The organism is Rhizobium sp. Root482, from assembly GCF_001426565.1.
Lineage (GTDB): Bacteria > Pseudomonadota > Alphaproteobacteria > Rhizobiales > Rhizobiaceae > Pararhizobium.
The window spans coordinates 99,365-122,687 of sequence record NZ_LMFA01000025.1; the positions used below are offsets into that span (position 1 = coordinate 99,365).

Here is a 23,323-nt window from a genome sequence, read left to right on the forward strand (position 1 = left end):
ATTGGAGCAGGCGTCTTGATGCAGATAGGCGGTGTCGCGGCGGAATGCGCGATCATGTCAGGCTACCCGGTCGATGATCTGCTTTCGCTCCTGATAGGCTTTCACCGCCGCTCCGAACGCGGCGAATATGCCGCGCGAGAGGCTGTTGCCGGCGCCGTCATATTCCGGATGCCATTGCACGCCGAGAATGAATGCCGCCTTCGCCACGCTGATCGCCTCGACCGTTCCATCATCCGCCGTCGCTTCCACGATGAGCCCCTGCCCCAGGCGGTCGATCGCCTGAACATGGACGGAATTCACCGACGATACCCTGTCCCTGGTGAGGCCGTGCAATTGCCCACCCTGCATGATCCGGATCTCGTGGGAGGGGCCGTAGACGATGTGCGGCAGGTCGTTCGGGGTCCAGGCGGGATGGCTATGCGAGTTGGGATCATCGATGATCCCGGCCTTCAAGGTTCCGCCGCAGGCGACGTTGAGTTCCTGCAGACCGCGGCAGATCGCCAGGAGAGGAATATCGCGCTCGATCGCCAGCCGGCTCAAGGCGAGTGCGATGCTGTCTCGGCCCTCGTCGACGGGCGCATGCCGGTCCTGTTCGACGCGCGGATCGAAATGGGCAGGATGGACGTTGGAGACGGCGCCGGTGAAGAGCAGTCCGACCCTCCCCAGCCTTCACCACTATTTATCGATCGATGGGAATAAACGCCCGTCCTGTGAGTCTCCCTCCTGTCACCGCAACTCGTCGGGCCGACGGCGCTCCGATCGCTCACTCGTCCGCCCGAGCACCCGATTCGGTCACGCCGAAGCTCAACCGTCTGAAACCGGGACGCCAAAGAAGAGATTTGACATGCCCATCTATCGTCCACCCAGGATTCCAGCCTCGGAAATCACCCCGCGCGGCATTTATCTGAAACGACGCGACCTTCTCGCCGCCGCAGCCCTGTTCGGCCTCTCGGTGCACGCGGACGCAGCGCCGCTCTCGGTGAAAAGCCGCAAGTCCACCGTTTCCGACGAACCGACGCCGCGCGAAGACGTGACGAGCTACAATAATTTCTATGAATTCGGCACCAACAAGTCGGACCCGGCGGAACATTCCGGCAAGTTCCAGCCATCGCCATGGACGATCGCGGTCGACGGCCTGGTCGCCAGGCCGGGTACTTTCGACCTGGAGCAGATCATCAAGGATTTCCCGATCGAGGAACGCATCTACCGGATGCGCTGCGTCGAGGCCTGGTCGATGGTCATCCCGTGGAACGGCTTTTCGCTGTCGATGCTGCTGGACAAGGTCGAGCCGCTCGGAAGCGCCAGATATGTCGCCTTCGAAACAATCGTGCGGCCCGAGGAAATGCCGGGGCAGAACGGCCTGTTCCAGCCGCTGGCATGGCCCTATATCGAAGGCCTGCGGCTGGACGAGGCGCGCCATCCGCTGACGATGCTGGCGGTCGGCCTCTACGGCGAAACACTTCCCAACCAGAACGGCGCTCCCGTTCGCCTGGTCGTGCCCTGGAAATACGGCTTCAAGGGCATCAAGTCGATCGTCCGCATGACCCTGACCGAGACGCAGCCGGACAATACCTGGAACCTCCTGGCACCGAGCGAGTATGGATTTTACGCCAACGTCAATCCTGAGGTCGATCACCCACGCTGGAGCCAGGCCACCGAAAGGCGCATCGGTACGGGAGGATTTTTCGGGTCCGAGCGACGCCCGACCCTGATGTTCAACGGCTATGGAGAAGAGGTCGCCGGCCTCTATTCCGGCATGGACCTGCGGAAATCCTTCTGATGGCTGCCGGGAAAACGAACGCAGGCCAGCGCAAGAACATCCCGGTCTGGCTGGTCTATAGTATCGGCTTGGCTCCGGCCGTCTGGCAGTTCTGCCGGGGGGCGACCGGAAATCTCGGCGCCGATCCCGTCAAGGCTTTCGAGCTCTTTCTCGGCCTCTGGGCCATCCGCTTTCTCATCCTGACGCTCGCCGTCTCGCCGGCACGCCAGTTGTTCGGCCTGAACTTCATGCGTTATCGCCGCGCGCTCGGCCTGTTGTGCTTTTACTATGCGTCGATGCATCTTGCCGCCTATCTCGTCCTCGATCAGGCGCTGATGTTGTCCGCGATCCTCGAAGACGTCCTGAAGCGCCCGTTCATCATGTTGGGCATGGCGGCTTTCGTTTTGCTCCTGCCGCTCGCGCTGACATCGAATGCCTTCTCCATCCGCCGCCTGGGCAGGAACTGGGTTAGGCTACACCGGCTGGTCTACGCCATTGCCATCTGCGCAGGGGTCCATTTGGCGCTGGCCACCAAGGTGCTGTCCGCCGACCAATATGTCTATCTCGGCCTGATCGCATTGCTGCTCGGCTACCGGCTCTTCCGCCCGGGCCTCAAACCACGACGCAAGCGGGCTTCGAACGCCGCACCGCAGGCCTTCCGGCCTCGCGTTTCCCCCTCAAACACGCAATAGGATTCTAAGATGATCAGCCCGATCGATCGCCGCAATTTTATGGCCATCGCGGCTTTGCTGGCTTCAAGCGCGGCATTGCCGGCCTCTGCCGAAGAGCAGGCCAAGGACGGCCATGAGCAATCCATGATGAAAACTCCGCCCGATGCGCCGAAAGTCGCCATGCTTATCTATCCCAGGATGGTGGCGCTTGACCTGATCGGCCCGATGACGGTCTTCAACATCCTGCGTTTCAACGTGCAGCTTGTCTGGAAAGACAAGGCACCGGTTTCCACCGATGTCGGGCTTTCGTTTGCGGCAACGCAGACCTTCGAGGAGTGCCCGAACGATCTGGACATCCTGTTCGTCCCGGGCGGCATCCTGGGTACGATCGACTGCATGAACGATCCCGAAGTTCGCGCCTTCCTTGCCGATCGCGCCGCGCGCGCCAAATGGGTGACAAGCGTCTGCACCGGCGGGCTCGTGCTTGCGGCAGCGGGGCTTCTCCAGGACTACGACGCGACGGCCCACTGGGCGGTCGCCGATCTCCTGCCTCTCATGGGCGCGCGCCATATCGACAAGCGCATCGTTCGCGACCGCAATCGGATGACCGGCGGCGGCGTCACCGCCGGCATAGACTTCGCGCTGGCGCTGGCCGCCGAAATGCGTGGAGAAGAAGCCGCGCGGCGGGTTCAGTTGATCATCGAATATGCGCCGGAACCGCCGTTCAGGAACGGAACGCCGCAGGAGGCAGGGGCCGAGCGGGTCGCCGATATGCGCAAGAGCCGCAAATGGATGGACGATCAGGCCCGAATGGCGGCCGAACTGGCCGGCAAGCGAATTGGCATCTAGCCGGCGCTCCCACAGCGTAAAAATCAGCGATCGTGATGGCAGCGCATCAACAAAGCCTCGTCTCCGTGTCCCGTCCTGCGGACAGAATAGAGCAAACTGTCGCATTGACGGCATTTGCAGGCAAAGTTAGACAAATGGCGAATGGGAGACAGGAGCGAGATGCGAAATGCATCCGTCATTCTAAGGGGAATTTTACATCTCGCCTGCGTGATGGCGCTGGTGATGATCAGCTTTGCCCACAAGCCCCTTTCAGCCTATCCGCTTGACGCACAAATCCCGAACTACCAGTTGCCCGACGGCAGTTTTGCGTCCATCTGCTCCGACAACCATGCCGCCAAGCCGAACAGTGCGAAGGACTTCGGCTGCGAAGCCTGCCGGCTGGCCAATGGAGTTCCAGTCCCGACGCCGCCCAGCCTGGGCAGTATCGCCTTGGCGTTTTCACAAGAAGTCAGGGTATTCGAGCGGCGCCAGCTTCTTGTCGTGGCGCGCTATCTCCCGAGTTCAGGCCCCCGTGCCCCACCCATCAGCCTGATGTTCGTTTAATCGGCGCAACGGTTTGTCCGTTACGCCAGAGCATCACGCGGCCTGCCTTCAGCGGCTGCCAAGCTGGTATTTATCATGGCAAACCTCACTCTGGATTCCGCCCCCGCAACGAATGTCGGGCAGGTTTCCCTCTATCGCGCGATCTGGCGCTGGCATTTCTTCGCCGGCCTGCTCGTCATTCCGTTTCTGCTGAACCTTTCGATCACCGGCAGTCTCTATCTCTTCAAGGACGAGATCAACGACACCATCTTTGCCTACCGCAACATCGTCGCCGATGGCCCCCGGTCCCTCAAGCCCTCCGAGATCGTTGAAAACGCGACCGCCGCCGTCCCGGGTACCGTCGTGAACTATCGGGAGCCGGCCGACAGCACCCATTCCGCCCTCGTCACCATATCCAGCGATGCCGGAAACACCCTCGTCTTCGTCGATCCGCATGACGGCCGGATTCTCGATCATGTGGCCTCCAACAATGAATTCAACTGGGTGGTCAAGAAGATACACAGCCTCGAATATTTCGGGACCTACGCGAACCACCTCGTCGAGATCGTCGGAGGCTTCGCTCTCATGCTCGTGGTCACCGGCCTCTATCTCTGGTGGCCTCGCCAGCGGACCGGCGGCGTGCTCAGCGTTCGCGGAACGCCTTCCAGGCGCGTTTTCTGGCGCGACACGCATGCGGTCACCGGGGCCGTCGCCGGCCTGTTCATCTTCTTCCTCGCTGCTACGGGAATGCCTTGGTCCGGCTACTGGGGCGCAAACGCCAATGCGTGGCTGACGACAAACGGCTACGGCTATCCCGCCGAACTGTTCGATGCGGTTCCCGCCTCCGCCCTGTCGACCCATCACGTCGTCGAGCAGCCGGGCTGGATCGTCGAGAATGCGCCCGTTCCGGAATCCGATACCCACGCCGGTCATGCCATGGCGCAGCCGATCGGCCTCGATGCCGCAGTCGATATCGCCAGGAACGCCGGCATGGCTGCGGGCTTCGACGTGGCGATACCCGGCGACCGGAACGGCGTCTATACGGCCTCGATCTTTCCCGAAGACCTCTCGAAGGAACGAACGATCCATATCGACCAATATTCCGGCGAGCCGCTGGTCGATATTTCCTACGACCAGTTTCCGACCGTCGGCAAACTGATCGAATGGGGCATCAACGTCCATCAGGGACAGGAATGGGGAAGGATCAACCAGATCCTGATGCTGGTTACCTGCCTGGCGATCATTCTCATGTGCATGTCTGCTATCGTCATGTGGTGGAAGCGCAGACCCTCCGGCAGCCTCGGGGTTCCTCCCATGCCGCCCAGGAAGAGCGTCTATATCGGGCTCTGGACCATCGCGGCCATTTTCGGACTGGCTTTCCCGATGTCCGGGATTGCCATCCTCGTCATGGTTCTGGTCGACCAGGTCGTCCTTCGCCTCGCCCCGCCGCTGAGACGTGCCTTCGCGTGAACCGGCGCGCCCGCCGTTCTGGCGGGCGCAATCCCGTGTCAAACGCTGCTCAGTAGCAGGCTCGTTTCGCTGTTCGACACCCCGTCGATCATCCTGACTTCCCGCAAGACACGGTCGAACTCGCCAAGGTTCGCCGCACGGATATTGGCGACGAGGTCCCAATTGCCATTGGTCGTATGCAGCGCATGCACTTCCGAAAAACCACGCAATTTGCGGATGACCTGCGTGGTCGATTTTCCGACGACCTCGATCATCATGACCGCATGGACCGCATTGTCGTCGTAATCCTCGCGCGCACGCACGGTAAACCCCATCAGGGTTCCCGTCGCGACAAGCCGGTCCAATCTGTTCTGGACGGTGCCGCGGGAGACGCCGACGACTTCCGCGAGTTTGGCCAGCGAAGCGCGACCGTCCACGCGCAGATGTGCGATGATCATCCGGTCCAACTGGTCCGGCCTGTATTTGGCGACATCGTTGCTCATCGCGGAACTTTGGCAGATTTCACAATCGGGTTGATCATATTTTGTATTCGCGGACGTTTTGTAAGGCGTTAATGCGATTTTGTTCAGTATGACTTAGCCTTAGGCTGGCTGCAATGTTCCAGTTGCGCAGGAGAACAAGCATGTCCGCCCCCCTTCCCTCCGAGAAGGCCATGGTTCCTTTCGTCAGTGTCGAAAACATGATGCGGCTTGTTCATCACGTCGGCATCGAGACGATGCTGTTCGAATTGACCGATGTCATCGAAAACGACTTTCGTCGGTGGGAAACATTCGACAAGACGCCGCGGGTCGCCAGTCATTCGCATGATGGCGTCATCGAACTGATGCCCACCTCCGACGGCACGACCTACAGCTTCAAATATGTCAACGGTCATCCGAAGAACATGGCAGAGGGATTGCAGACGGTGACGGCGCTCGGCCTGCTCGCCCATGTCTCGACGGGCTATCCGGTGCTCCTGACCGAGATGACCCTGCTGACGGCGTTGCGCACGGCGGCAACCTCGGCGATGGCCGCCCGTCACCTCGCGCCCCACGGCGCGCGCACGATGGCCATCATCGGCAATGGTGCCCAGGCTGAATTCCAGGCGCTGGCAATGAAGGCCGTCTGCGGCATCAAGAATGTCCGGCTCTTCGACATCGATCCGCGGGCGACGGCAAAGGCAAGCCGCAATCTGGAAGGCTCGGGCCTCGCCATCACCGCCTGCAAAACGGCGGAAGCGGCCATCGAGGGCGCGGAAATCGTCACCACCTGCACGGCGGACAAGCAGTACAATACCATCCTGACCGACAACATGATCGGCGCCGGCATCCATATCAATGCCATCGGCGGCGATTGCCCCGGCAAGACGGAACTCCACAAGGACATCCTGCTGCGCTCCGATACCTTTGTCGAATACCCGCCGCAAACCCGCATCGAGGGCGAAATCCAGCAGATGGACGCCGATTTCCCCGTGACGGAGCTTTGGAAGGTCGTTACCGGCGAGGAGCCCGGGCGAAAGGATCACCGGCAGATCACGCTTTTCGACAGCGTCGGCTTTGCCATCGAGGATTTTTCGGCGCTCTGCTATGTGCGCAACCGCATAGCGGGCACCGACTTCTTCCAGGATCTCGACATCGTCGCAGACCCGGATGATCCGCGCGACCTATTCGGCATGCTGCAGCGCGCCCGATAAGGGTGGATGGCCAGGATGGACAAGCGTCCGGCGATCTTCGCCAGGCCCTGACGTTGCGAATGTGTTGTCTAGGGCGCAACACCTCGTTGCACCCCGGACGGCTAGCACTTTCCGTCGGTTCCCCGATACTCGGCGCGTCCGCAACGGTAGGCGTACAGTTGCCTGGACAGGGGAGGGAAACCTATGACGAAACAACGCGCCGCCTTCAGCGGCATCTATCTTCATTTGACCGTTCTGGCGATCGTGATCGTCGCCGAGCTCATCGGCATCATCAAACTGCCCATCGGCATCGGCACCGTGATTTTTCTGCCGATGCTCTATGCGTTTGCGCTCGGGGTCGTGTTGAACCCGAACATTCTCAAAGCCACCGGCAAGTTCCTCAGCCATGACAGCGTCAAGCTGTCGGGCACGATGATCACCGTCGCGATCATGCCTTTCATCGCCAAATTCGGAACGACGGTCGGCCCGCAGATCGAGGCCGTCATCGCCGCCGGCCCGGCCCTGATCGTGCAGGAGATCGGCAATCTCGGCACCATCGCGCTCGCCTTCCCGGTTGCCGTCTTCCTGTTGCGCATGGGACGCGAAACCATCGGCGCCGCCTTCTCCATCGACCGCGAGCCGAACCTGGCCCTGATCGTCGATAAATATGGCCTCAACAGCCCCGAAGGCGCGGGCGCAATGGGCGTTTACGCGACCGGCACCCTGATCGGCACATTCGTCTTCGCCATCATGCCGCCGCTGGTCCACGGCTTGGGCGTTTTCGATGTGCGTGCCCTTGCCATGTCATGCGGCGTCGGCTCGGGCAGCATGCTCGCAGCCTGCACCGGATCCCTGGTTGCAAGCGTTCCGGACCAGAAGGACCTGATCCTCGCCCTGGCCGCCGCGAGCAACATCCTGACCTATGCCACGGGACTGTATGTCGGCGTCTTCGTCGCACTTCCGCTGACCGAATGGCTTTATCGGAAAGCGCGTCCCAACGACATCGGCAACCCGGCTTGAGGGAGAGATAAGATGAGTGCTGCAGACATCAAAAACACCGAACTTCCAGCCCAGCCCGAGGACGAACGCAAGATCGACATCGCCGGACATTCCGGGCTTCTGCTCGTGGCGGCCGTCATGGGACTGATCGCAAACTGGGTGGCGACGGGGGTCAGCCCTGTGGCTGCCTTGCCGGGCATGGTGATCCTCTATGTCGTCTCCGTCATCGGCCTGGCGCTGGCGCGCTTTGCGCCCTTCTATCTTCCGAGCGTTGCCTGGGTTTCGCTGGTGGCCATCCTGATCACCATTCCGGGCGTGCCCGGCGCAGCCTATGCCACCGAAAAGGTCGAGGCCTTGAACTTCCTTGCCCTGGCAACGCCAGCACTCGCCTATGGCGGCCTCGCGCTGACCCGCAACGAGTTCCAGATCGCCCGCCATTCAGGCTGGAAGATCGTCATCGTGGCGATCTGCGTGATGTTCGGCACCTATATGGGCTCCGTCGTCATCGCCGACCTCATGCTGCGGATCGGTGGCTGATACGTCAGCCCCCAAAGTTCAGAACGGAATGAAACCCATGTTGACGGACGGTATCTCAGCGATCGAAATCGAGGAGGCCGTCCGTTGGCGTCGCCATCTTCATGCCCACCCCGAACTCGCCTTCGAGGAAAACGAGACAGCGGCCTTCATCGCGTCCCGACTTGCCGAATGGGGATATTCCGTTCGGCAAGGATTGGGCCGCACGGGCCTCATCGGTACACTGAGCAAGGGCATGTCGGGCCGGGCGATCGGCCTGCGGGCCGACATGGACGCCCTGCCGATCGCCGAACAGACCGGCCTGCCTTACCAATCCACGCGACCCGGCAAGATGCACGCATGCGGGCATGACGGTCATGTGGCCATGCTGCTGGCGGCGGCGCGTGTGCTGTCGCGCCTCCCGTTTGACGGCACGATCCATTTGATCTTCCAGCCGGCGGAGGAAAACGAGGGCGGGGCGCGCGAGATGGTGCGCGACGGGCTCCTGCGCGAATTTCCGATGGACAGCGTCTATGCCGCGCATAACTGGCCGGCGCTCGATATCGGCTCCTGCGTTGCCCGTGACGGCGCCATGATGGCAGCCTTCGGCACTTTCGAAATCAATGTCATCGGCAGCGGCTCGCACGGCGCCATGCCGCATGAAGGGGCAGACCCTGTGCTTGCTGCCAGCCATGTCGTCGCAGCACTGCAAAGCATCGCCAGCCGCAACATCTCGCCGCTCGATGCCGCGGTGGTTTCGGCGACCCAGATTCACGGCGGCGATGCCTGGAACGTCATTCCCGAACGGGTGGTCATTCGCGGCACCACGCGCTGGTTCTCGGAAGAGGTGGGCAAGAAAATCCCACGACGCATCGCAGACATTGCCACGTCGGTTGCGACCGGCTTCGAATGCCGTGCCGAAACCCTCCACGATGCGCGCTATCCGGCGACGCTCAACGATGCGGGCTGCGCAGCCCTCGTGCGTGCTGCCGCGAAAGACCACGGTCTCACGGTCATCGACGCCCTGCCCAGCATGGCCGCCGAAGACTTCGCCTTCATCCTGAACGAAAAACCGGGATGCTATTTCTGGCTCGGAAGCCGCCGCACGGATCGAAACCCGGGCCTGCATTCGCCCTATTTCGATTTCAACGACGAGCTTCTGCCGATTGGCGCTGCATTCTGGACACGGCTCGTTCTCGCAAGCCTGCCGGCATGAGCATTGTCCGGCAGGAATCACGAGGCATACAGGCGGGTAAAGGGCAAACTGACTTGACCCCATTATCGGCATAAAGCAGATTGAGCCCGTGGAGACTTTGGACGCCAAGGCACTGCGAATCTCTTTATGGCGGTCGTCCGCATGGGATCGATTCGCAGCGCCGCGCAATATCTGGACGTGGCGCCCTCCGTGGTCAGCCGGCAGGTGGCCGACACGGAACGCACGATCGGGCTGCCGCTTTTCGATCGCACCGCCCGTGGCGTCATTCTCACCGAGGCCGGAGAGCTGGTCTTCGAGCACGGCAAGCGGGTACTTGAAGACAATGCCCTTGTCGCCGAACAGCTCGATCAATTGCGGGGCATCCAGCAGGGGCGCGTCCGCGTCTGCTGCGGAGAAGGCTTCCTGTCCGATTTCATCCAGAACGCCCTGCGCGGTTTCGTGGAGGTCTATCCGGCCGTCCGCTATGTCTTGCAGGTTGGCGGCACGGACCGCATCCTCGACGCCATCTCGAACGGCGATGCCGATATCGGCGTCGTCTACGATCCGGTCACCAACACGAAAGTGCGTTCGCTCGCCATCGCGCGCCAGCCGCTGTGCCTGATTGCACCGCCCGGCCATCCGCTGCTTTCCCGGGGGCGCGTCGCGCTGGCCGATTGCCTCTCCGACCGCTTCGCCATCGTCAACAAGAGCCATGGCGTAACCCATCTTGTCGCCCGCGTCGCCGCCGATGCCGGCATTGCCGTGGCGCCGCTGGTGGAATCGGATTCGATCGACGCGCTGATCCGCTTCGTCACCTCCGGGATAGGCGTGTCGTTCCTGCCGCGTTTCGTGGTCGAGGCGGAACTTGCCAGCGGCGTGCTGGGTGCCGTCGAGCTTTCCGACCCGCTGCTTGCCGGCGCCAGCGCCCATGTCATCGTCAGGGCCGGGCGCCGGCTGCCGCTCTCCGTCGATCGGCTGGCCGGCTTCATGACCCGCGAAATGGCGGCGCTGCGCACGCATGATGGACAATAGACGAGCCGGCGCCGATGTTGCGTGCATGGCAACACGTTGTCCCGCCCAAGCCACCTAGCAAGCCGCCTCCACCGATGACAACCTTCCGACCACGGCCACGAGGGGCCATCAGAGGAGGGTTATCGAATGTCCGAAAAAGCTGGCGTCGGAGTGATCGGTCTCGGCAGCATGGGTCTGGGGATGGCTCGGACACTTGCCGCCAAGGGCTTCAAGGTCAAAGGCTTCGACCTCGCCCCCGCACGCAGGGATCTGGCCGCCGAGGGCGGCGTGCATCCGGCACAGACGATTGCCGAAGCGTTCCGCGATGTGAGCTTCGTGGTCTTCTCTCTGCCCACGGCGAGCGACGTCGAAACGGTCGTCACCCAGCATGCGGACCTTTTGGGAGGCGAAGGGCGCATCGTCATCATCGATACCTCCACCTCGGAGCCGGATGTCAGCCGCGCGCTGGCGGAAAAACTCGACCTGGCAGGCCACGGTTTCCTCGATGCGCCGGTCAGCGGCGGCCCCGCCGGAGCGGCGTCTGGCACGCTGACGATGATGATCGGCGGCAAAGACGGCGATCTTGCGCTTGCCCGTCCCGTGATTGAGGCGCTTTCGTCGAAGATATTGCATGTCGGCCCAAGCGGTGCCGGCAATGTCGCCAAGCTGGTGAACAACATGCTCGCCGCCGCGCATATGGTCACGACTGGAGAGGGCCTGAAGCTGGCGCTCGCCGCCGGCATCGATCCCGAAGCAGCGCTGCGCGTCGTCAACGCCGCTTCCGGGCGATCGATGATCAGCGAGGTTCATTTCCCGACATGGGTCATGTCGAACCGCTTCGACAGCGGCTTTTCCATGGGATTGATGCGCAAGGACGTCCGTCTTGCCCATGAACTCGCCCAGAGCACCGGCGCCGTCACCCCCTTGAGCGATCTGGTGGCGAAACTGTGGGGCGAAGGCAGCGAGGAATTGAGCGACCAGGACGACTTCACGCGCATGGGCGCCTTTCGCGCAGACAGATAGGAAGAGACGATGAACACCATGAATCTCCACGGCGAGCCCGAAGCACGGATCCGCAACATCCTGCATTCGTTCCTTCCGGGCAAGGACATCGGCAGTTGGGTGAATGGCGAAGTCCTGCAGGGGAAAGGCGAGAGCCTGACCCTCACCGATCCTGCCACCAGCAAGGCATTCGCGCATTTCAACGATGCCGATCAATCGGTGATCGACGCCGCGATGACGGCGGCCAGGAAGGCGCAACGTGAGTGGGCGGCGCTGACGGCATCGGCGCGCGGCAGGGTGATGTATGAGATCGCCCGCCAGATCCGCGCCCACGCCGCCGACATCGCCGAACTGGAGAGCCGCTCCGCCGGCCGGCCGATCCGTGATATTCGCGGCGAGGCGGTTCGGGTCGCCGAGATGTTCGAATATTACGCCGGCTGGTGCGACAAGCTCCATGGCGAGGTCATTCCGGTGCCGACCTCGCATCTCAACTACACCCGCTACGAGCCAGTGGGCGTGGTCGTGCAGATCACCCCCTGGAACGCGCCGCTCTTTACCGGCGGATGGCAGATCGCCCCGGCCATCTGTGCCGGCAATGCAGTGGTCATCAAGCCGTCGGAACTGACCCCACTCAGCACGCTCATCCTTGGGGTGCTGTGCGAGAAGGGCGGCGCGCCGCGCGGCCTCGTCAACGTGATCGCCGGCCAGGGAAAGACCGCCGGACAGGCGGCGGTTTCGCACGCCGATACCGGCCTTGTCGTGTTCGTCGGCTCGGCCATCGCCGGCTCGGCCATCGCGGCGGCGGCGGCGAAAAACACCGTGCCGTGCATTCTGGAGCTTGGCGGAAAATCCGGCAATATCATCTTTGCCGATGCCGATATCGACCGGGCGCTGGCCGGCGCGCAATCCGCCATCTTCAGCGCCGCCGGCCAGAGCTGTGTCGCCGGCTCCCGCCTTCTCATCCATCGGTCCATCCACCAGGAATTCACGGAACGCTATGCGGCAGCCGCAGAGCGCATTCCCGTTGGCGATCCGATCCTGGAGGGCACCCAGATCGGCCCGATCAACAATGCCCGTCAATGGGGCAAGATCGATGAAATGGTCCGCCAGGGTCTCGGTGAAGGCGCCTCGCTGGTCACCGGCGGCGGCAAGCCGGCAAGCCTTGTGGAGAGCGGCGGCTTCTATTTCTCGCCCACCATCCTCGACAAGGTTACGCCGGCCATGACGATCGCAAGGGAAGAGGTCTTCGGACCGGTCGTCGGCGTGACCCCGTTCGACGACGAGGAGGAAGCCGTCGCCCTGGCGAACGGAACGCCCTATGGCCTTGCCGGCGCCGTCTGGACGCAGGATGTCGGCCGCGCCCACCGCGTGGCTGCAGCCGTCCGGGCCGGGACTTTCTGGATCAACGGCTACAAGACCATCAATGTCATGTCGCCCTTCGGCGGCTTCGGACGCAGTGGCTACGGCCGATCCAGCGGACGCGAGGCGCTGATGGCCTATACGGTGACAAAGAGCGTGTGGGTGGAGACGGCGGCAGATCCAGCCGTGACCTTCGGCTATTCGCCGGATGGCGCGTAGGCGCGCACACCCGGTTGAGGCCGCAGCCAGTGGAAAAGAGGCGTCGGATCATTCAACTTTGGCATCATCTGCGGCAGGCGGACTGAATTCCGGTTCAAAAATTCCGGGTTTTGTTCTATCAGCGCCATCAGGCCCTGTTCGGGCAATCTGCAATCCGGAGATGAAAATTGGTCAAATTGGACGAGAAGCTCGAGCCGATCCTGAATGATGTTCTCAGGCGCAATGCCGGTGAACTGGAGTTTCACCAGGCCGTGCGTGAGGTTCTGGAAAGCCTGGGGCGCGTGATCGCGAAGCGCCCGAACTATGCCGACAATGCGCTCATCGAGCGCATCTGCGAGCCGGAACGGCAGATCATTTTCCGTGTTCCCTGGGTCGACGACAAGAACCAGGTGCAGATAAACCGAGGGTTCCGGGTGCAGTTCAACTCGGCGCTCGGCCCCTATAAGGGCGGCATCCGCTTCCACCCCTCGGTCAATGTCGGCATCATCAAGTTCCTCGGCTTCGAGCAGACGTTCAAGAACGCCCTCACCGGCATGCCGATCGGTGGCGGCAAGGGCGGATCGGATTTCGATCCGCGCGGCCGTTCCGACGGTGAGGTCATGCGCTTTTGCCAGTCCTTCATGACGGAGCTCCACCGCCATATCGGCGAATATACGGACGTACCCGCGGGCGACATCGGCGTCGGTGGCCGCGAGATCGGCTTCATGTTCGGCCAGTACAAGCGCCTGACCAACCGCTACGAGGCCGGCGTTCTCACCGGCAAGGCGCTTTTCCACGGCGGCTCGCGCGCCCGCCGGGAGGCCACCGGTTATGGTGCCACCTATTTTGCCGAGCGCATGCTGGCAACGAAGGGGGATAGCTTCGAGGGAAAGCGGACAGTGGTTTCGGGCTCCGGCAATGTCGCGATCTACACGATGGAAAAAGTCATCGAGTTTGGCGGCAAGGTCGTGGCCTGCTCGGATTCCGGCGGTTATGTGGTCGATGAGAACGGTATCGATCTCGACCTCGTCAAGGACATCAAGGAACATCGTCGCGAACGGATCTCGGAATATGCCCGCCGTAAGGGAACCGGCAGCCACTATATCGAGAATGGCTGCATCTGGGACGTGCCTTGCGACGTCGCCATGCCGTCGGCGACCCAGAACGAACTGACCGGCAAGGATGCAAAAACGCTGGTCAAGAATGGCGTGATCGCCGTTGCCGAAGGCGCGAACATGCCGACGACGCCGGAAGCCGTGCGTATTTTCCAGGATGCCGGCATTCTCTTTGCGCCGGGCAAGGCCGCCAATGCCGGCGGCGTCGCCACATCGGCGCTTGAAATGCAGCAGAACGCATCGCGCGACAGCTGGACTTTCGAGCAGACGGAAAAGCGCCTGGCCGTGATCATGCACAATATCCACGACCTGTGCGCCGCCACGGCCGACGAATATGGCACGCCCGGCGATTATGTGCTCGGCGCGAACATTGCCGGCTTCGTCCGCGTGGCGGAAGCCATGGACGCCCTCGGCGTCATATAAACTCGCCACATGGCCTGTCGCGCAGACTTATGGCAGTCTGCGCGACAGGTTCGATCGCCATTCCGGCCTCATTCGGGTTCCGCACCGGAGATCCTCGGCCTCCTTGTCTGTTCAGGTCTTCATTGCATATCGCCATGCGGCAGGCGTCGTGCCGACGAACGACTTGAACATCCGCGTGAAGTGGCTTTGATCGGCAAAACCGCAATTGATGGCGACTTCCGCCAGGCTCGACGGGGTTCGCGCAAGCAGCGATTTCGAATATTCGACCCGCCGGCGCAGCATCCAGCGGTGCGGCGGATCGCCTGTCGATATTTTGAACGCCCGCACGAAATAGCTGACGGAGAGCCCGCACTCGGCGGCAAGCTCCTTCAGCGAAATATCCTCCGCAAACAAACTCATTGCCTCGGTCGCACGCCGCAACTGCCAAGGCGCGAGCCTTCCGACCCGATCCCGGGCTGGACGCAAGCCCCCGAATGCCTGCGCAAAATAGGTGTTGGCGGCGAGCATGACCTGCTCGGCGTAGAGGCTGCCGACTTCATTCGGACGCTCCAATGCCGGCAGAAGCGCATTTCCAAGATGCCAGACCGTCTCGTCAAACACGCCACCCGGCACACAATAAAGCTGATCGATACGCGCACCCCCACGCTCTCCAGCGATTTCGTCGAGGGCCATCTGTGGAACGGTGAAGATAAGATTGTCAAAAGGGCTGAGCAGGTTTGCGGTCGGTTTTTCCTGATGATTGACGATGCTGGTCGTGCGGGCCGCATAGGCGCCGCGATGGATGCATTTGCCATCCATGAACAGTTCGCGTTTGGTCTGCTCGCGAAGCTGCAGGAGAACCGAGAAGACCCCGCCAAATCGGTAGTCGGGCGGCGCAGCGAGCCCATGGCCGGGCGTATCCCTGCGCAGGCGTGAAACGAGGAGCCGTGCTTTCCCGGGACCGGCAGTCAGCAACTGCGAGACCGAATCCGCCTTGAAGTGGCTGACGAAGCTCTGGCCATAGGAAGGATCGGACTGCACGCATCGCCTCCCGCTGAAAACAGCAAACCTGAATTGAATATTGCTTCGCTAGATCTTCGGCTGGCTCAACTCCGCATATCGCCAGCATTTCTATATCTCATAGTATTCCGTCTGCTCGCTCGGGTCGCGAACATCATGAACTCACTTGAAGAAATCTGCAGTGCAAATATCACGGGCATATGGAGGGCCGCAGTTTATCCGAGGCGCGCATTTTGATCAAGAAAAGCTTCGAACGTTCAAGAAATCCAGGGCGCACTTGAAGAAAATACCTTCTCTCGCGGGAGGTTTATCAATGACGAAAGCCCTACTGACGATTGTCGCGCTCTTTGCTCTTGCCGCGGGCGCGCTCGCAGATTCGACGAGTTTTCCGGGTTCGTTTCGTACCGAGGAAATTGCGGCCAACGGCACGACCATTCATGTGCGCATCGGCGGCAAAGGACCTGCCGTCGTATTGCTGCACGGTTTCGGCGAGACCGGCGACATGTGGGCGCCGCTGGCCGCCGAACTCATGCGCGACCACATGGTTGTCGTGCCCGATCTGCGCGGCATGGGATTGTCGGCCATCGCAACGGACGGCTTCACCAAGAGGAACCAGGCCGAAGACGTGGCGGAGGTCATGGACGCCTTGCAGGTGCCGCAGGCGGATATCGTCGCGCATGACATAGGCAACATGGTCGCCTACGCATTCGCCGAAGCGTATCCCGACCGGACCACGCGTCTCATCGTGATGGATGCGCCCGTGCCCGGCGTAGGGCCCTGGGAAGAAATCCTGAAGAACCCGTTGCTCTGGCACTTTCGCTTCGGCGGCCCCGACATGGAGCGCCTCGTGGCTGGCCGCGAACGCATCTATCTCGACCGCTTCTGGAACGAATTCGCCGCCGACCCATCGCATTTCGCGGAAAGCTCGCGCCGCCATTACGCGGAACTCTATGCGCAGCCCGGACGGATGCATGCGGGGTTCCTGCAATTCGCCGCATTCGACCAGGATGCGATCGACAACCGGGCGGCGGTCGCGAAAGGACGTTTGCAGATGCCCGTGCTGGCGGTCGGCGGCGACCATTCGTTCGGCACTACCATGGCACATGTCATGCGTTTTGCCGCCGACGACGTGCATCAGGAAGTGATCGCCAATTCCGGCCACTGGCTCATGGAAGAGCAACCTCAAGCAACCATTGCCGCCATTCGCGCCTTCCTGGACGGTCCGAATCCGGAGCTGGCATTGAAACCGATGCGTTTGAGCGCCTCTCAGATCGAAGCGCTCGCCAAGGAGCGCGGCGGTGTCGGAACGTCGCAGTTGCAGGGCGTGGACATGATCGTTCTTTCCGGAAATCCGAACGAAAACGGCCCCTACGCGATCGAACTCCGGGTGCCTGCACATACGCGCATCGCCTCCCATACGCATCGTGACAACCGCACTGCGCGCGTCATTTCCGGCCTATGGCATTTCGGCTACGGGCCGAAGGCGGAGGATGCAGCGACCATGGAACTTGGGCCGGGCGGCTTTTACACCGAGCCGGCAAGCATGGCCCATTTCGCCTTTACGGCCAATCAGCCCGCCATCCTACACATCACGGGCCAGGGCCCAAGCGATACCCAGTATGTCGATGCCGCCGACGATCCTTCACATCAATAGGGGAAAGCCATGACGTCGTTTGCGAATCCGAGAGACCCGGGCGGTGATCATCTTCTTACGCCGCAGAATGCAGCAGTCGTCATCATTGATTTCCAGCCCGTGCAGGTGTCGTCCATCGCCTCCCGCCCCAAGCGCGAACTGGTCGCCAACATCAGTACATTGGCGCGCATAGCCAAGCTCTATGAGATGCCGGTCGTGCTCTCGACGGTCAATGTGACGACGGGACGCAACCAGCCCACAATCCATCAGATCACCGATATCCTGACCAATGTCGATCCAATCGACCGGACCTCCATCAATGCCTGGGAGGACGAGGACTTCAATTCGGCGGTGAAGGCGACGGGACGCAAGAAGCTCGTCATGGCTGCGCTCTGGACCGAAGTCTGCCTCGTACACCCGGCGCTCGATGCCATCAATGAAGGTTTCGAGGTCTATCCAGTGGTGGATTGCGTCGGCGGCACGTCACTGGAAGCGCATCAACTGGGCCTGCAAAGGCTCGTGCAGGCCGGCGCCAAGCCGGTCTCTTGGGTGCAATTGATCTGCGAACTGCAGCGCGACTGGAATCGCGAAAAGACGGTGCCCGGTTTTGCCGAGATACTCTTTGCCGTCGAGGGCCACTGAAAACATCCAAGCGCGGGAAGATGACCGGGCATCCGGCTCATTCCACCTGCCGGCGCCGTTCAGAGACGCCCATGCCAGCGCGCCGCAAAAGGGGCGAGATTTGGGATGGTTTCCGTGATGTCCCGAATGTGGACACGAGGCTCGACACCGGCCAGGACGGCCGCGCCAAGCGCGGTTCCGGTCGAGCCCTGGGCGGCGAAGACCGGACGGGCAAGCAGGGTCTTCAGCGCTTGCAGATAAATCCCGTTCGATGCGAACGGCCCCTCGACGATGACAGGACCATCCGCACCGATGAGATCGAGGCAGACAATCGTCATCAATGCCACGTAAAGCGAGGCTGCGGCCCGGATTTCGTGGGCGTCGCCCGGCTGCGAGATCCAGCGTGACGCCACGGCGGGAAATGGCCCGGAGCCCTGCACGACACTCGGCATCAGCATGACATCCCGCGCGAGGACACGATCCAGGGCGTCGGCAAGTTCCTCATCGCCTGAGGGCGGAGCTTCTGCCGTCAGCATTTCGAATTCACGCCCTCCCATGAAGCGCGAGGAGGCAACGGGTCTGCCATAGGCATCGACATTAACCAGCGTATCACGGACAGGATCCAGTGAACCGAAGGCGGCACCGACACTGAAGAGAATGGCCCAGGTTCCCGTCGAGACGACGGCGAAGGGCGGTTGCCGGCCGATCAGATGCGGCAAGAGCGACGCATTCGAATCATGGATGCCGCAATAGACGGGCACGGCTCCGCCAAGCCCGAGCTCGCCGGCCAGGTCGGGCGAGACGAAGCCCAGCGCATCGAAGGCGGAGCGGATGGGCGCCATGAGACCGCGAATGCCAAGCGCGTCGACCAAGCCGGAGAAACGGCCGGCAACCGGCTCCCACAGATCCGTATGGCAGCCGAGCGAACTTGCCTCGTTCGCCCGGACACCCGTCAGCCGGAAGGCCCAATATTGCGGATAGGTGACGATCGACGAAACGCGGGCAAACTCCCGTGGAAACCGCGTCTGCTGGTAGTGCAGCTGCGCACCCAGATTGAGGCCTCCCGTCAGGGCGGGCGAAAAGGTTTCCGAAAAGGCCGGGCGCAGCCGCTGGTAGGCCTCCCGGATCTCCGATGGATAGACGTATTCGTAATCGAGGACAGGCAGGGCAAGCGCCCCATGTTCATCGAGCAGTGCAGCGCTCGCGCCATGCGTGGTGATCGAGATCGCCTGGAACCCCGGGGTTTCGGCAAATTCTCTCAGTGCCTGCCGAACGAATACCCACAAGCCATCGACATCATAGTGCGGGTAAGGTGGCTCATCGACAACATGATTGGCGATCTTGCGCACGGCGATCTCCGCGCCGCTTGCACCGTCGATCACCACCACCTTGGCGTTGGTCTTGCCGATATCGATGACGGCGATATGGCGGTATCGGGGCCGGCGGTCTGCCCCTGTCATGGCAGATGAAACACCGGCACCAGGTCCTTGGCGACCGGCGAATTGTCGGGGTTCGAAGCCATGATGTCGGCCATATGCGCCCACCAGCGTTTCATCACCGGCTCGTCCGGCAGCGCGGCCATCCGGTGGTTCTTCGGTCGCGTCAAAAGGCCGAAGAGAATGTTCGTCTCGGGATCGAGATGGATGGAATAATCGCTGACGCCGGCTCGATGCAGGAGATCGACCAGTTCCGGCCAGATTTCGTCGTGGCGCTTCCTGTATTCGGCCTCCATGCCGGGGTTAAGCTGCATCTTGAAGGCATGTTTCTCTGTGTCGGACATCAGGCTTTACTCGCATCCCTCACCCGGCGGGCGATGATCGGAAGGGCGATGGTAACGATCAGAAGCAGGCCGATGAAGATCGACATGACGATGCCCGGCACGTTCAAAAGGCCAAGCCCAAAGGTTACCAGGCCCATGACGAAAGCGGCAATGACGACGCCGACGATGGTGCCGGCGCCGCCAAGGATGGAGACGCCGCCAAGCACGACCATGGTGACCACCTCGAGTTCCCAGCCCTGCGCGATCGAGGGGCGCGTCGAGCCGAGACGGGAGGTGAGGCAGACGGCGGCGATGCCGCTCATCAGGCCGGTGAGGAGGAAGAGGATGAATTTCACCCGCTCGACCGGGATGCCGGAGAAGCGGGCAGCCAGAGGATTGTTGCCGATGACATAGACATGACGGCCGAAATTCGTCCTGTGCAGCAGGATGCCGAACACCAGCGCCACGGCAAGGAAGAGGACGAACTCGAAGGAGAAGACCCAGAACACATAGCCCTGGCCGAAATAGGCGAAATCGGCCGGATATTTTCCAAAGGCCTGATCGCCCAGCACGATGTAGGAAATACCGCGGAAGAGACTCATCGTGCCGATGGTGACGACGATCGACGGCAGGCGCAGCACCGCCACCAGAAATCCGTTGAAGGCACCGCAGGCGAGTCCCGTGGCGAGACCGATTGCCACCAGTCCCGGTGTTCCGACGCCCATCTGGACGGCATAGCCCATGGCTGTCGAGGCAAGCGCAATGATTGCAGCGACCGAAAGATCGATTTCACCGGCAATGATCAGTAGCGCCATCGCAAAGGCGATCATCGCCTTCTCGGTGAAGTTAAAGGTCGCGTCCGACAGGTTCCAGGCATCGAGAAAGTAAGGCGATGCCAGCGAATTGGCGATGAAGATCAAAACGGCGACACCGAACAGCAGGACCTCCCAGCTGCCGAGCAGGCGGCGCAAGGGCGTTCCCAGCCGATCCGGTATGACGCGTTTTTCGCGGGGTTCCATTTTCCGGATGCTCATGCCGACACCTCGCTTGCGGGCGCGCGGTCGCGCAGGATGATACGGCCCTTCCTGCGCTCGGCACGGGCATTGAAGACGACGGCCAGCACGATCACGATGCCGGAAATGGCCATCTGGGCAAAGGGCGAAATGCCGATGACCGGCAGCGCATTCTTGATGACGCCGAGAAAGAGAGCGCCCAGGACCGTGCCGATGACGGTGCCGATGCCGCCGGCGATCGAGACCCCGCCGATCACATTGGCGGCGACGCTGTCCAGTTCGAAGCCGATGGCGATATCGACATAGGCGACGGCATAGCGCGAGACCCAGAGATAACCGGACAGGCCGGCGAGCGCACCGGAGAGCACGAAGGCGAGGAAGCGGGCGCGGCCGACATCGATCCCGGCATAGGCGGCCGCGACCGGATTGCCGCCCGCCGCATAGGTCGAGCGGCCGAAGGGCGTACGCGTGAGGATGAAGCCGACAAGGATGACGACGACGATCGCGACCCAGGACAGGATCGGCAGGCCCAGCACCAGCATACGCGGAATGCCTAGAAAATCGGGCTGCATCTGGTGCGCATTGACCCAGGCGCCGCCGGACAGGACGAAAGTCATACCGCGATAAATGGTCAGGGTTCCTAGCGTGACGACGATCGGCGGAATTTGCAATATCCATACAAGCAGGCCGTTGATCGCACCGAGCATGGCGCCGATGCCGATCGCCAGCACGACGAGCAGCGCCAGCGGCAGGCCGGGATAGGCCGCATCGAGCATCGCGACCGCCATGCCGGTAAAGGCGAGGTTCGCGGCCACCGACAGGTCGATCGACTTGGTCAGGACGACGACCATCTGGCCCAGCGCCAGAATGATCAGGATCGAGGTGTCGTTGAAGATATTGGCGAGATTGCCCGGCGAGGCAAAATTGTCGGCCCGGGTGGAGAAGCCGAGGATCATGCCCACGATGATCAGTCCCAACAGCAGTTCCCGGTTCTTCAGGAGATTTCTCATGATGCCACCTTTAAGCATTGCCGGTCGCCGCCCTTACCAACGTCTCGGCCGACAGACCCTCGCGCTCGTAGAGACCGGCCGACAGGCCTTCGCGCATGACCAGAACGCGGTCCGACATGCCCAGGATTTCCGGCAGTTCCGAAGAGATCATGATGATCGACAGCCCCTCGCCGGCAAGCTCGGAAATGAAACCGTGGACGGCCGCCTTGGAGCCGATATCGATGCCCTTGGTCGGCTCGTCGAGGATGATGACCTTGGGCGCCGTTGCCAGCCATTTGCCGATGACGACCTTCTGCTGGTTGCCGCCCGATAGCGTACCCACAGGCACCGACAGTGCAGCAGCCCGCAGGTCGAGGCGCTCCGCATAGCGGCGGGCGAGAGCCAGTTCATTGGTCGTTTTCAGAAAGCCTGCCAGGGATGTCCGGATCAGCGAGGGAAGCGACATGTTCTGATAAATCGGCATTTCGAGGGCGAGGCCATGGCGGCCGCGCTCCTCCGGCACATAGACGATACCGGCGGCAATGGCGTCGGCGGGCGAAGAGATCGTGATCGGCTTGCCCTCGAGCGACAGCGATCCGGCGGCCGGTCGGGTCATGCCGAAGAGCGACTGCCCGAGTTCGGAACGCCCGGCACCGATCAGGCCATAGACGCCGAGAATTTCGCCCCGCCTGAGATCGAAGGAAATGTCGCGGAATTCGGTTTCGTGGCTATAGCCCTTAACGGAAAGAACCGAAGGGCCGATCACGGCCGGCATCTTCGGAAAGACATCGTGGACATCGCGGCCGACCATCAGCCGGACGATCTCGCCCTGCGGCGTCTCTTTCAATATTCCGCTTCCGACCATGCGGCCATCGCGGAACACGGCGTAATTATCAGCGATTTCGTAAAGCTCGTCGAATTTATGGCTGATGAAGAGAATGGCCTTGCCCTGGCGCTTCAGGCCTTCGACGATACGGAAGAGATCATCGATTTCCTTGCGCGAAAGAGCGGCCGTCGGCTCGTCCATGATGACGATCCGGGCTTCCACAGAAAGCGCGCGGGCGATCGCCACCAGATGGCGCTGGGCGATCGAGAAATCCTTGAGCTTGGTCGTGGGATCGATGTCGCTCTCCAGCGCCTGCATCAAGATACGGGAGCGCTCGTTGATCTGGCGCCAGTCGATCAGCCCGAAGCGGGTCCTCGGGGCATGGCCGAGAAAAATGTTTTCACCGACGGTCAGTTCATCGAACAGAACCGTTTCCTGGTGAATGGCCGTCACGCCGGCATGGATGGCGGCCTGCGCATTGGCAAAGGTGACCGGCTTGCCGTCGACGAGAATCTCGCCTTCATTGGGGCGGTAGATACCGGTCAGGATTTTCACCAGCGTCGATTTACCGGCGCCATTCTCGCCGATCAGGGCGGTAACCTGGCCGGGATGGAGCGCGATGCTCACGCCGTCCAGTGCCTTGACGCCCGGAAAAACCTGCGAGATGCCGCGCATTTCGAGAATGGGCGTGTCGGCGGGCAAGGCGCCCGTGCCGATTTTTGAAGCTTGAGCGGTCATCGTAACGT

The 23,323-nt window shown here is 61.9% G+C and carries 23 protein-coding genes and 1 pseudogene; 15 read left to right on the plus strand and 9 right to left on the minus strand.

The annotated features are described in order from the left end of the window. Positions 1–57: 57 nt before the first annotated feature. Positions 58–666 (minus strand): gamma-glutamyl-gamma-aminobutyrate hydrolase family protein, encoded by a 609-nt coding sequence (locus ASD31_RS22545; RefSeq protein WP_082520670.1) that lies wholly within the window; start codon positions 664–666, stop codon positions 58–60. 178 nt (positions 667–844) lie between these two features. Here ASD31_RS22545 and msrP point away from each other — a divergent pair, with 178 nt between their 5' ends. The 5 genes from msrP to ASD31_RS22570 all read left to right on the plus strand — a co-directional run bounded on the left by msrP (position 845) and on the right by ASD31_RS22570 (position 5,271). Continuing rightward, positions 845–1,780, plus strand: coding sequence for a protein-methionine-sulfoxide reductase catalytic subunit MsrP (gene msrP / locus ASD31_RS22550; RefSeq protein ID WP_056339337.1), 936 nt, complete (start codon positions 845–847; stop codon positions 1,778–1,780). After that, positions 1,780–2,451: a protein-methionine-sulfoxide reductase heme-binding subunit MsrQ gene (msrQ, locus tag ASD31_RS22555; protein WP_056339339.1), complete on the plus strand. Its 672-nt coding sequence runs from the start codon at positions 1,780–1,782 to the stop codon at positions 2,449–2,451. Before msrP ends, msrQ begins: the two co-directional genes overlap by 1 nt. Positions 2,452–2,460: 9 nt before the next feature. Next, positions 2,461–3,279 (plus strand): DJ-1/PfpI family protein, encoded by an 819-nt coding sequence (locus ASD31_RS22560; RefSeq protein ID WP_200952249.1) that lies wholly within the window; start codon positions 2,461–2,463, stop codon positions 3,277–3,279. A gap of 159 nt (positions 3,280–3,438) precedes the next feature. After that, the gene (locus tag ASD31_RS22565) at positions 3,439–3,822 is read left to right on the plus strand and encodes a hypothetical protein (protein ID WP_156392767.1); all 384 of its coding nucleotides are present in this window, start codon (positions 3,439–3,441) and stop codon (positions 3,820–3,822) included. A gap of 75 nt (positions 3,823–3,897) precedes the next feature. Continuing rightward, the gene (locus ASD31_RS22570) at positions 3,898–5,271 is read left to right on the plus strand and encodes a PepSY-associated TM helix domain-containing protein (RefSeq protein ID WP_056339342.1); all 1,374 of its coding nucleotides are present in this window, start codon (positions 3,898–3,900) and stop codon (positions 5,269–5,271) included. 38 nt (positions 5,272–5,309) lie between these two features. Here ASD31_RS22570 and ASD31_RS22575 read toward each other — a convergent pair whose 3' ends face one another. Then, entirely contained in the window at positions 5,310–5,753 is a 444-nt protein-coding gene (locus ASD31_RS22575) for an Lrp/AsnC family transcriptional regulator (RefSeq protein WP_056339345.1), read from the minus strand. Positions 5,754–5,893: 140 nt separating this feature from the next. Between ASD31_RS22575 and ASD31_RS22580 the strand changes: the two genes are divergently transcribed. The 7 genes from ASD31_RS22580 to ASD31_RS22610 all read left to right on the plus strand — a co-directional run bounded on the left by ASD31_RS22580 (position 5,894) and on the right by ASD31_RS22610 (position 13,220). Beyond that, positions 5,894–6,943: an ornithine cyclodeaminase gene (locus tag ASD31_RS22580; RefSeq protein WP_056339348.1), complete on the plus strand. Its 1,050-nt coding sequence runs from the start codon at positions 5,894–5,896 to the stop codon at positions 6,941–6,943. 183 nt (positions 6,944–7,126) lie between these two features. Further along, a complete protein-coding gene (locus tag ASD31_RS22585) occupies positions 7,127–7,942 on the plus strand; it encodes a DUF3100 domain-containing protein (protein ID WP_056339350.1) in 816 nt (271 codons plus the stop codon). A 12-nt stretch (positions 7,943–7,954) separates the two neighbouring features. Then, entirely contained in the window at positions 7,955–8,458 is a 504-nt protein-coding gene (locus ASD31_RS22590; protein WP_056339352.1) for a hypothetical protein, read from the plus strand. 37 nt (positions 8,459–8,495) lie between these two features. Then, a complete protein-coding gene (locus ASD31_RS22595; protein ID WP_056339354.1) occupies positions 8,496–9,650 on the plus strand; it encodes a M20 aminoacylase family protein in 1,155 nt (384 codons plus the stop codon). Between the two features lie 141 nt (positions 9,651–9,791). After that, positions 9,792–10,661 (plus strand): LysR family transcriptional regulator, encoded by an 870-nt coding sequence (locus ASD31_RS22600; protein WP_244483939.1) that lies wholly within the window; start codon positions 9,792–9,794, stop codon positions 10,659–10,661. Positions 10,662–10,787: 126 nt separating this feature from the next. Next, positions 10,788–11,663, plus strand: a complete 876-nt coding sequence (locus ASD31_RS22605; RefSeq protein ID WP_056339356.1) for an NAD(P)-dependent oxidoreductase — start codon at positions 10,788–10,790, stop codon at positions 11,661–11,663. A gap of 9 nt (positions 11,664–11,672) precedes the next feature. Beyond that, complete coding sequence (locus ASD31_RS22610) at positions 11,673–13,220, plus strand: aldehyde dehydrogenase family protein (RefSeq protein WP_056339358.1); 1,548 nt, start codon at positions 11,673–11,675, stop codon at positions 13,218–13,220. Here the strand turns inward: ASD31_RS22610 and ASD31_RS26125 are convergent. Further along, complete coding sequence (locus ASD31_RS26125) at positions 13,199–13,366, minus strand: hypothetical protein (protein ID WP_156392768.1); 168 nt, start codon at positions 13,364–13,366, stop codon at positions 13,199–13,201. The genes ASD31_RS22610 and ASD31_RS26125 overlap by 22 nt on opposite strands. A gap of 21 nt (positions 13,367–13,387) precedes the next feature. On the opposite strand from ASD31_RS26125, the gene gdhA reads away from it, so the two are divergent. After that, positions 13,388–14,737 (plus strand): NADP-specific glutamate dehydrogenase, encoded by a 1,350-nt coding sequence (gene gdhA, locus ASD31_RS22615; protein ID WP_056339360.1) that lies wholly within the window; start codon positions 13,388–13,390, stop codon positions 14,735–14,737. 111 nt (positions 14,738–14,848) lie between these two features. Here gdhA and ASD31_RS22620 read toward each other — a convergent pair whose 3' ends face one another. Next, the gene (locus ASD31_RS22620; protein ID WP_056339362.1) at positions 14,849–15,757 is read right to left on the minus strand and encodes a helix-turn-helix domain-containing protein; all 909 of its coding nucleotides are present in this window, start codon (positions 15,755–15,757) and stop codon (positions 14,849–14,851) included. A gap of 292 nt (positions 15,758–16,049) precedes the next feature. Between ASD31_RS22620 and ASD31_RS22625 the strand changes: the two are divergent. Both ASD31_RS22625 and ASD31_RS22630 read left to right on the plus strand, forming a co-directional pair. Further along, positions 16,050–16,958: pseudogene (locus tag ASD31_RS22625) on the plus strand (alpha/beta fold hydrolase); the annotation flags it as partial. Positions 16,959–17,399: 441 nt separating this feature from the next. Next, positions 17,400–18,011 (plus strand): hydrolase, encoded by a 612-nt coding sequence (locus ASD31_RS22630; protein WP_056339366.1) that lies wholly within the window; start codon positions 17,400–17,402, stop codon positions 18,009–18,011. A 59-nt stretch (positions 18,012–18,070) separates the two neighbouring features. Here the strand turns inward: ASD31_RS22630 and ASD31_RS22635 are convergent, their stop codons facing one another. From ASD31_RS22635 to ASD31_RS22655, 5 genes are read right to left on the minus strand one after another with little or no spacing between them, the layout of a single operon-like run. Further along, entirely contained in the window at positions 18,071–19,450 is a 1,380-nt protein-coding gene (locus ASD31_RS22635) for an FGGY-family carbohydrate kinase (RefSeq protein WP_056339369.1), read from the minus strand. Beyond that, entirely contained in the window at positions 19,447–19,770 is a 324-nt protein-coding gene (gene rhaM, locus ASD31_RS22640) for an L-rhamnose mutarotase (protein ID WP_056339371.1), read from the minus strand. The genes ASD31_RS22635 and rhaM overlap by 4 nt, the downstream gene beginning before the upstream one ends. Then, entirely contained in the window at positions 19,770–20,783 is a 1,014-nt protein-coding gene (locus ASD31_RS22645; protein WP_056339373.1) for an ABC transporter permease, read from the minus strand. Before ASD31_RS22645 ends, rhaM begins: the two co-directional genes overlap by 1 nt. Beyond that, on the minus strand, positions 20,780–21,772 hold the full coding sequence (locus tag ASD31_RS22650; RefSeq protein ID WP_056339491.1) for an ABC transporter permease: 993 nt from the start codon (positions 21,770–21,772) through the stop codon (positions 20,780–20,782). Before ASD31_RS22650 ends, ASD31_RS22645 begins: the two co-directional genes overlap by 4 nt. 10 nt (positions 21,773–21,782) lie before the next feature. Beyond that, the gene (locus tag ASD31_RS22655) at positions 21,783–23,315 is read right to left on the minus strand and encodes a sugar ABC transporter ATP-binding protein (protein WP_056339374.1); all 1,533 of its coding nucleotides are present in this window, start codon (positions 23,313–23,315) and stop codon (positions 21,783–21,785) included. Positions 23,316–23,323: the final 8 nt, after the last annotated feature.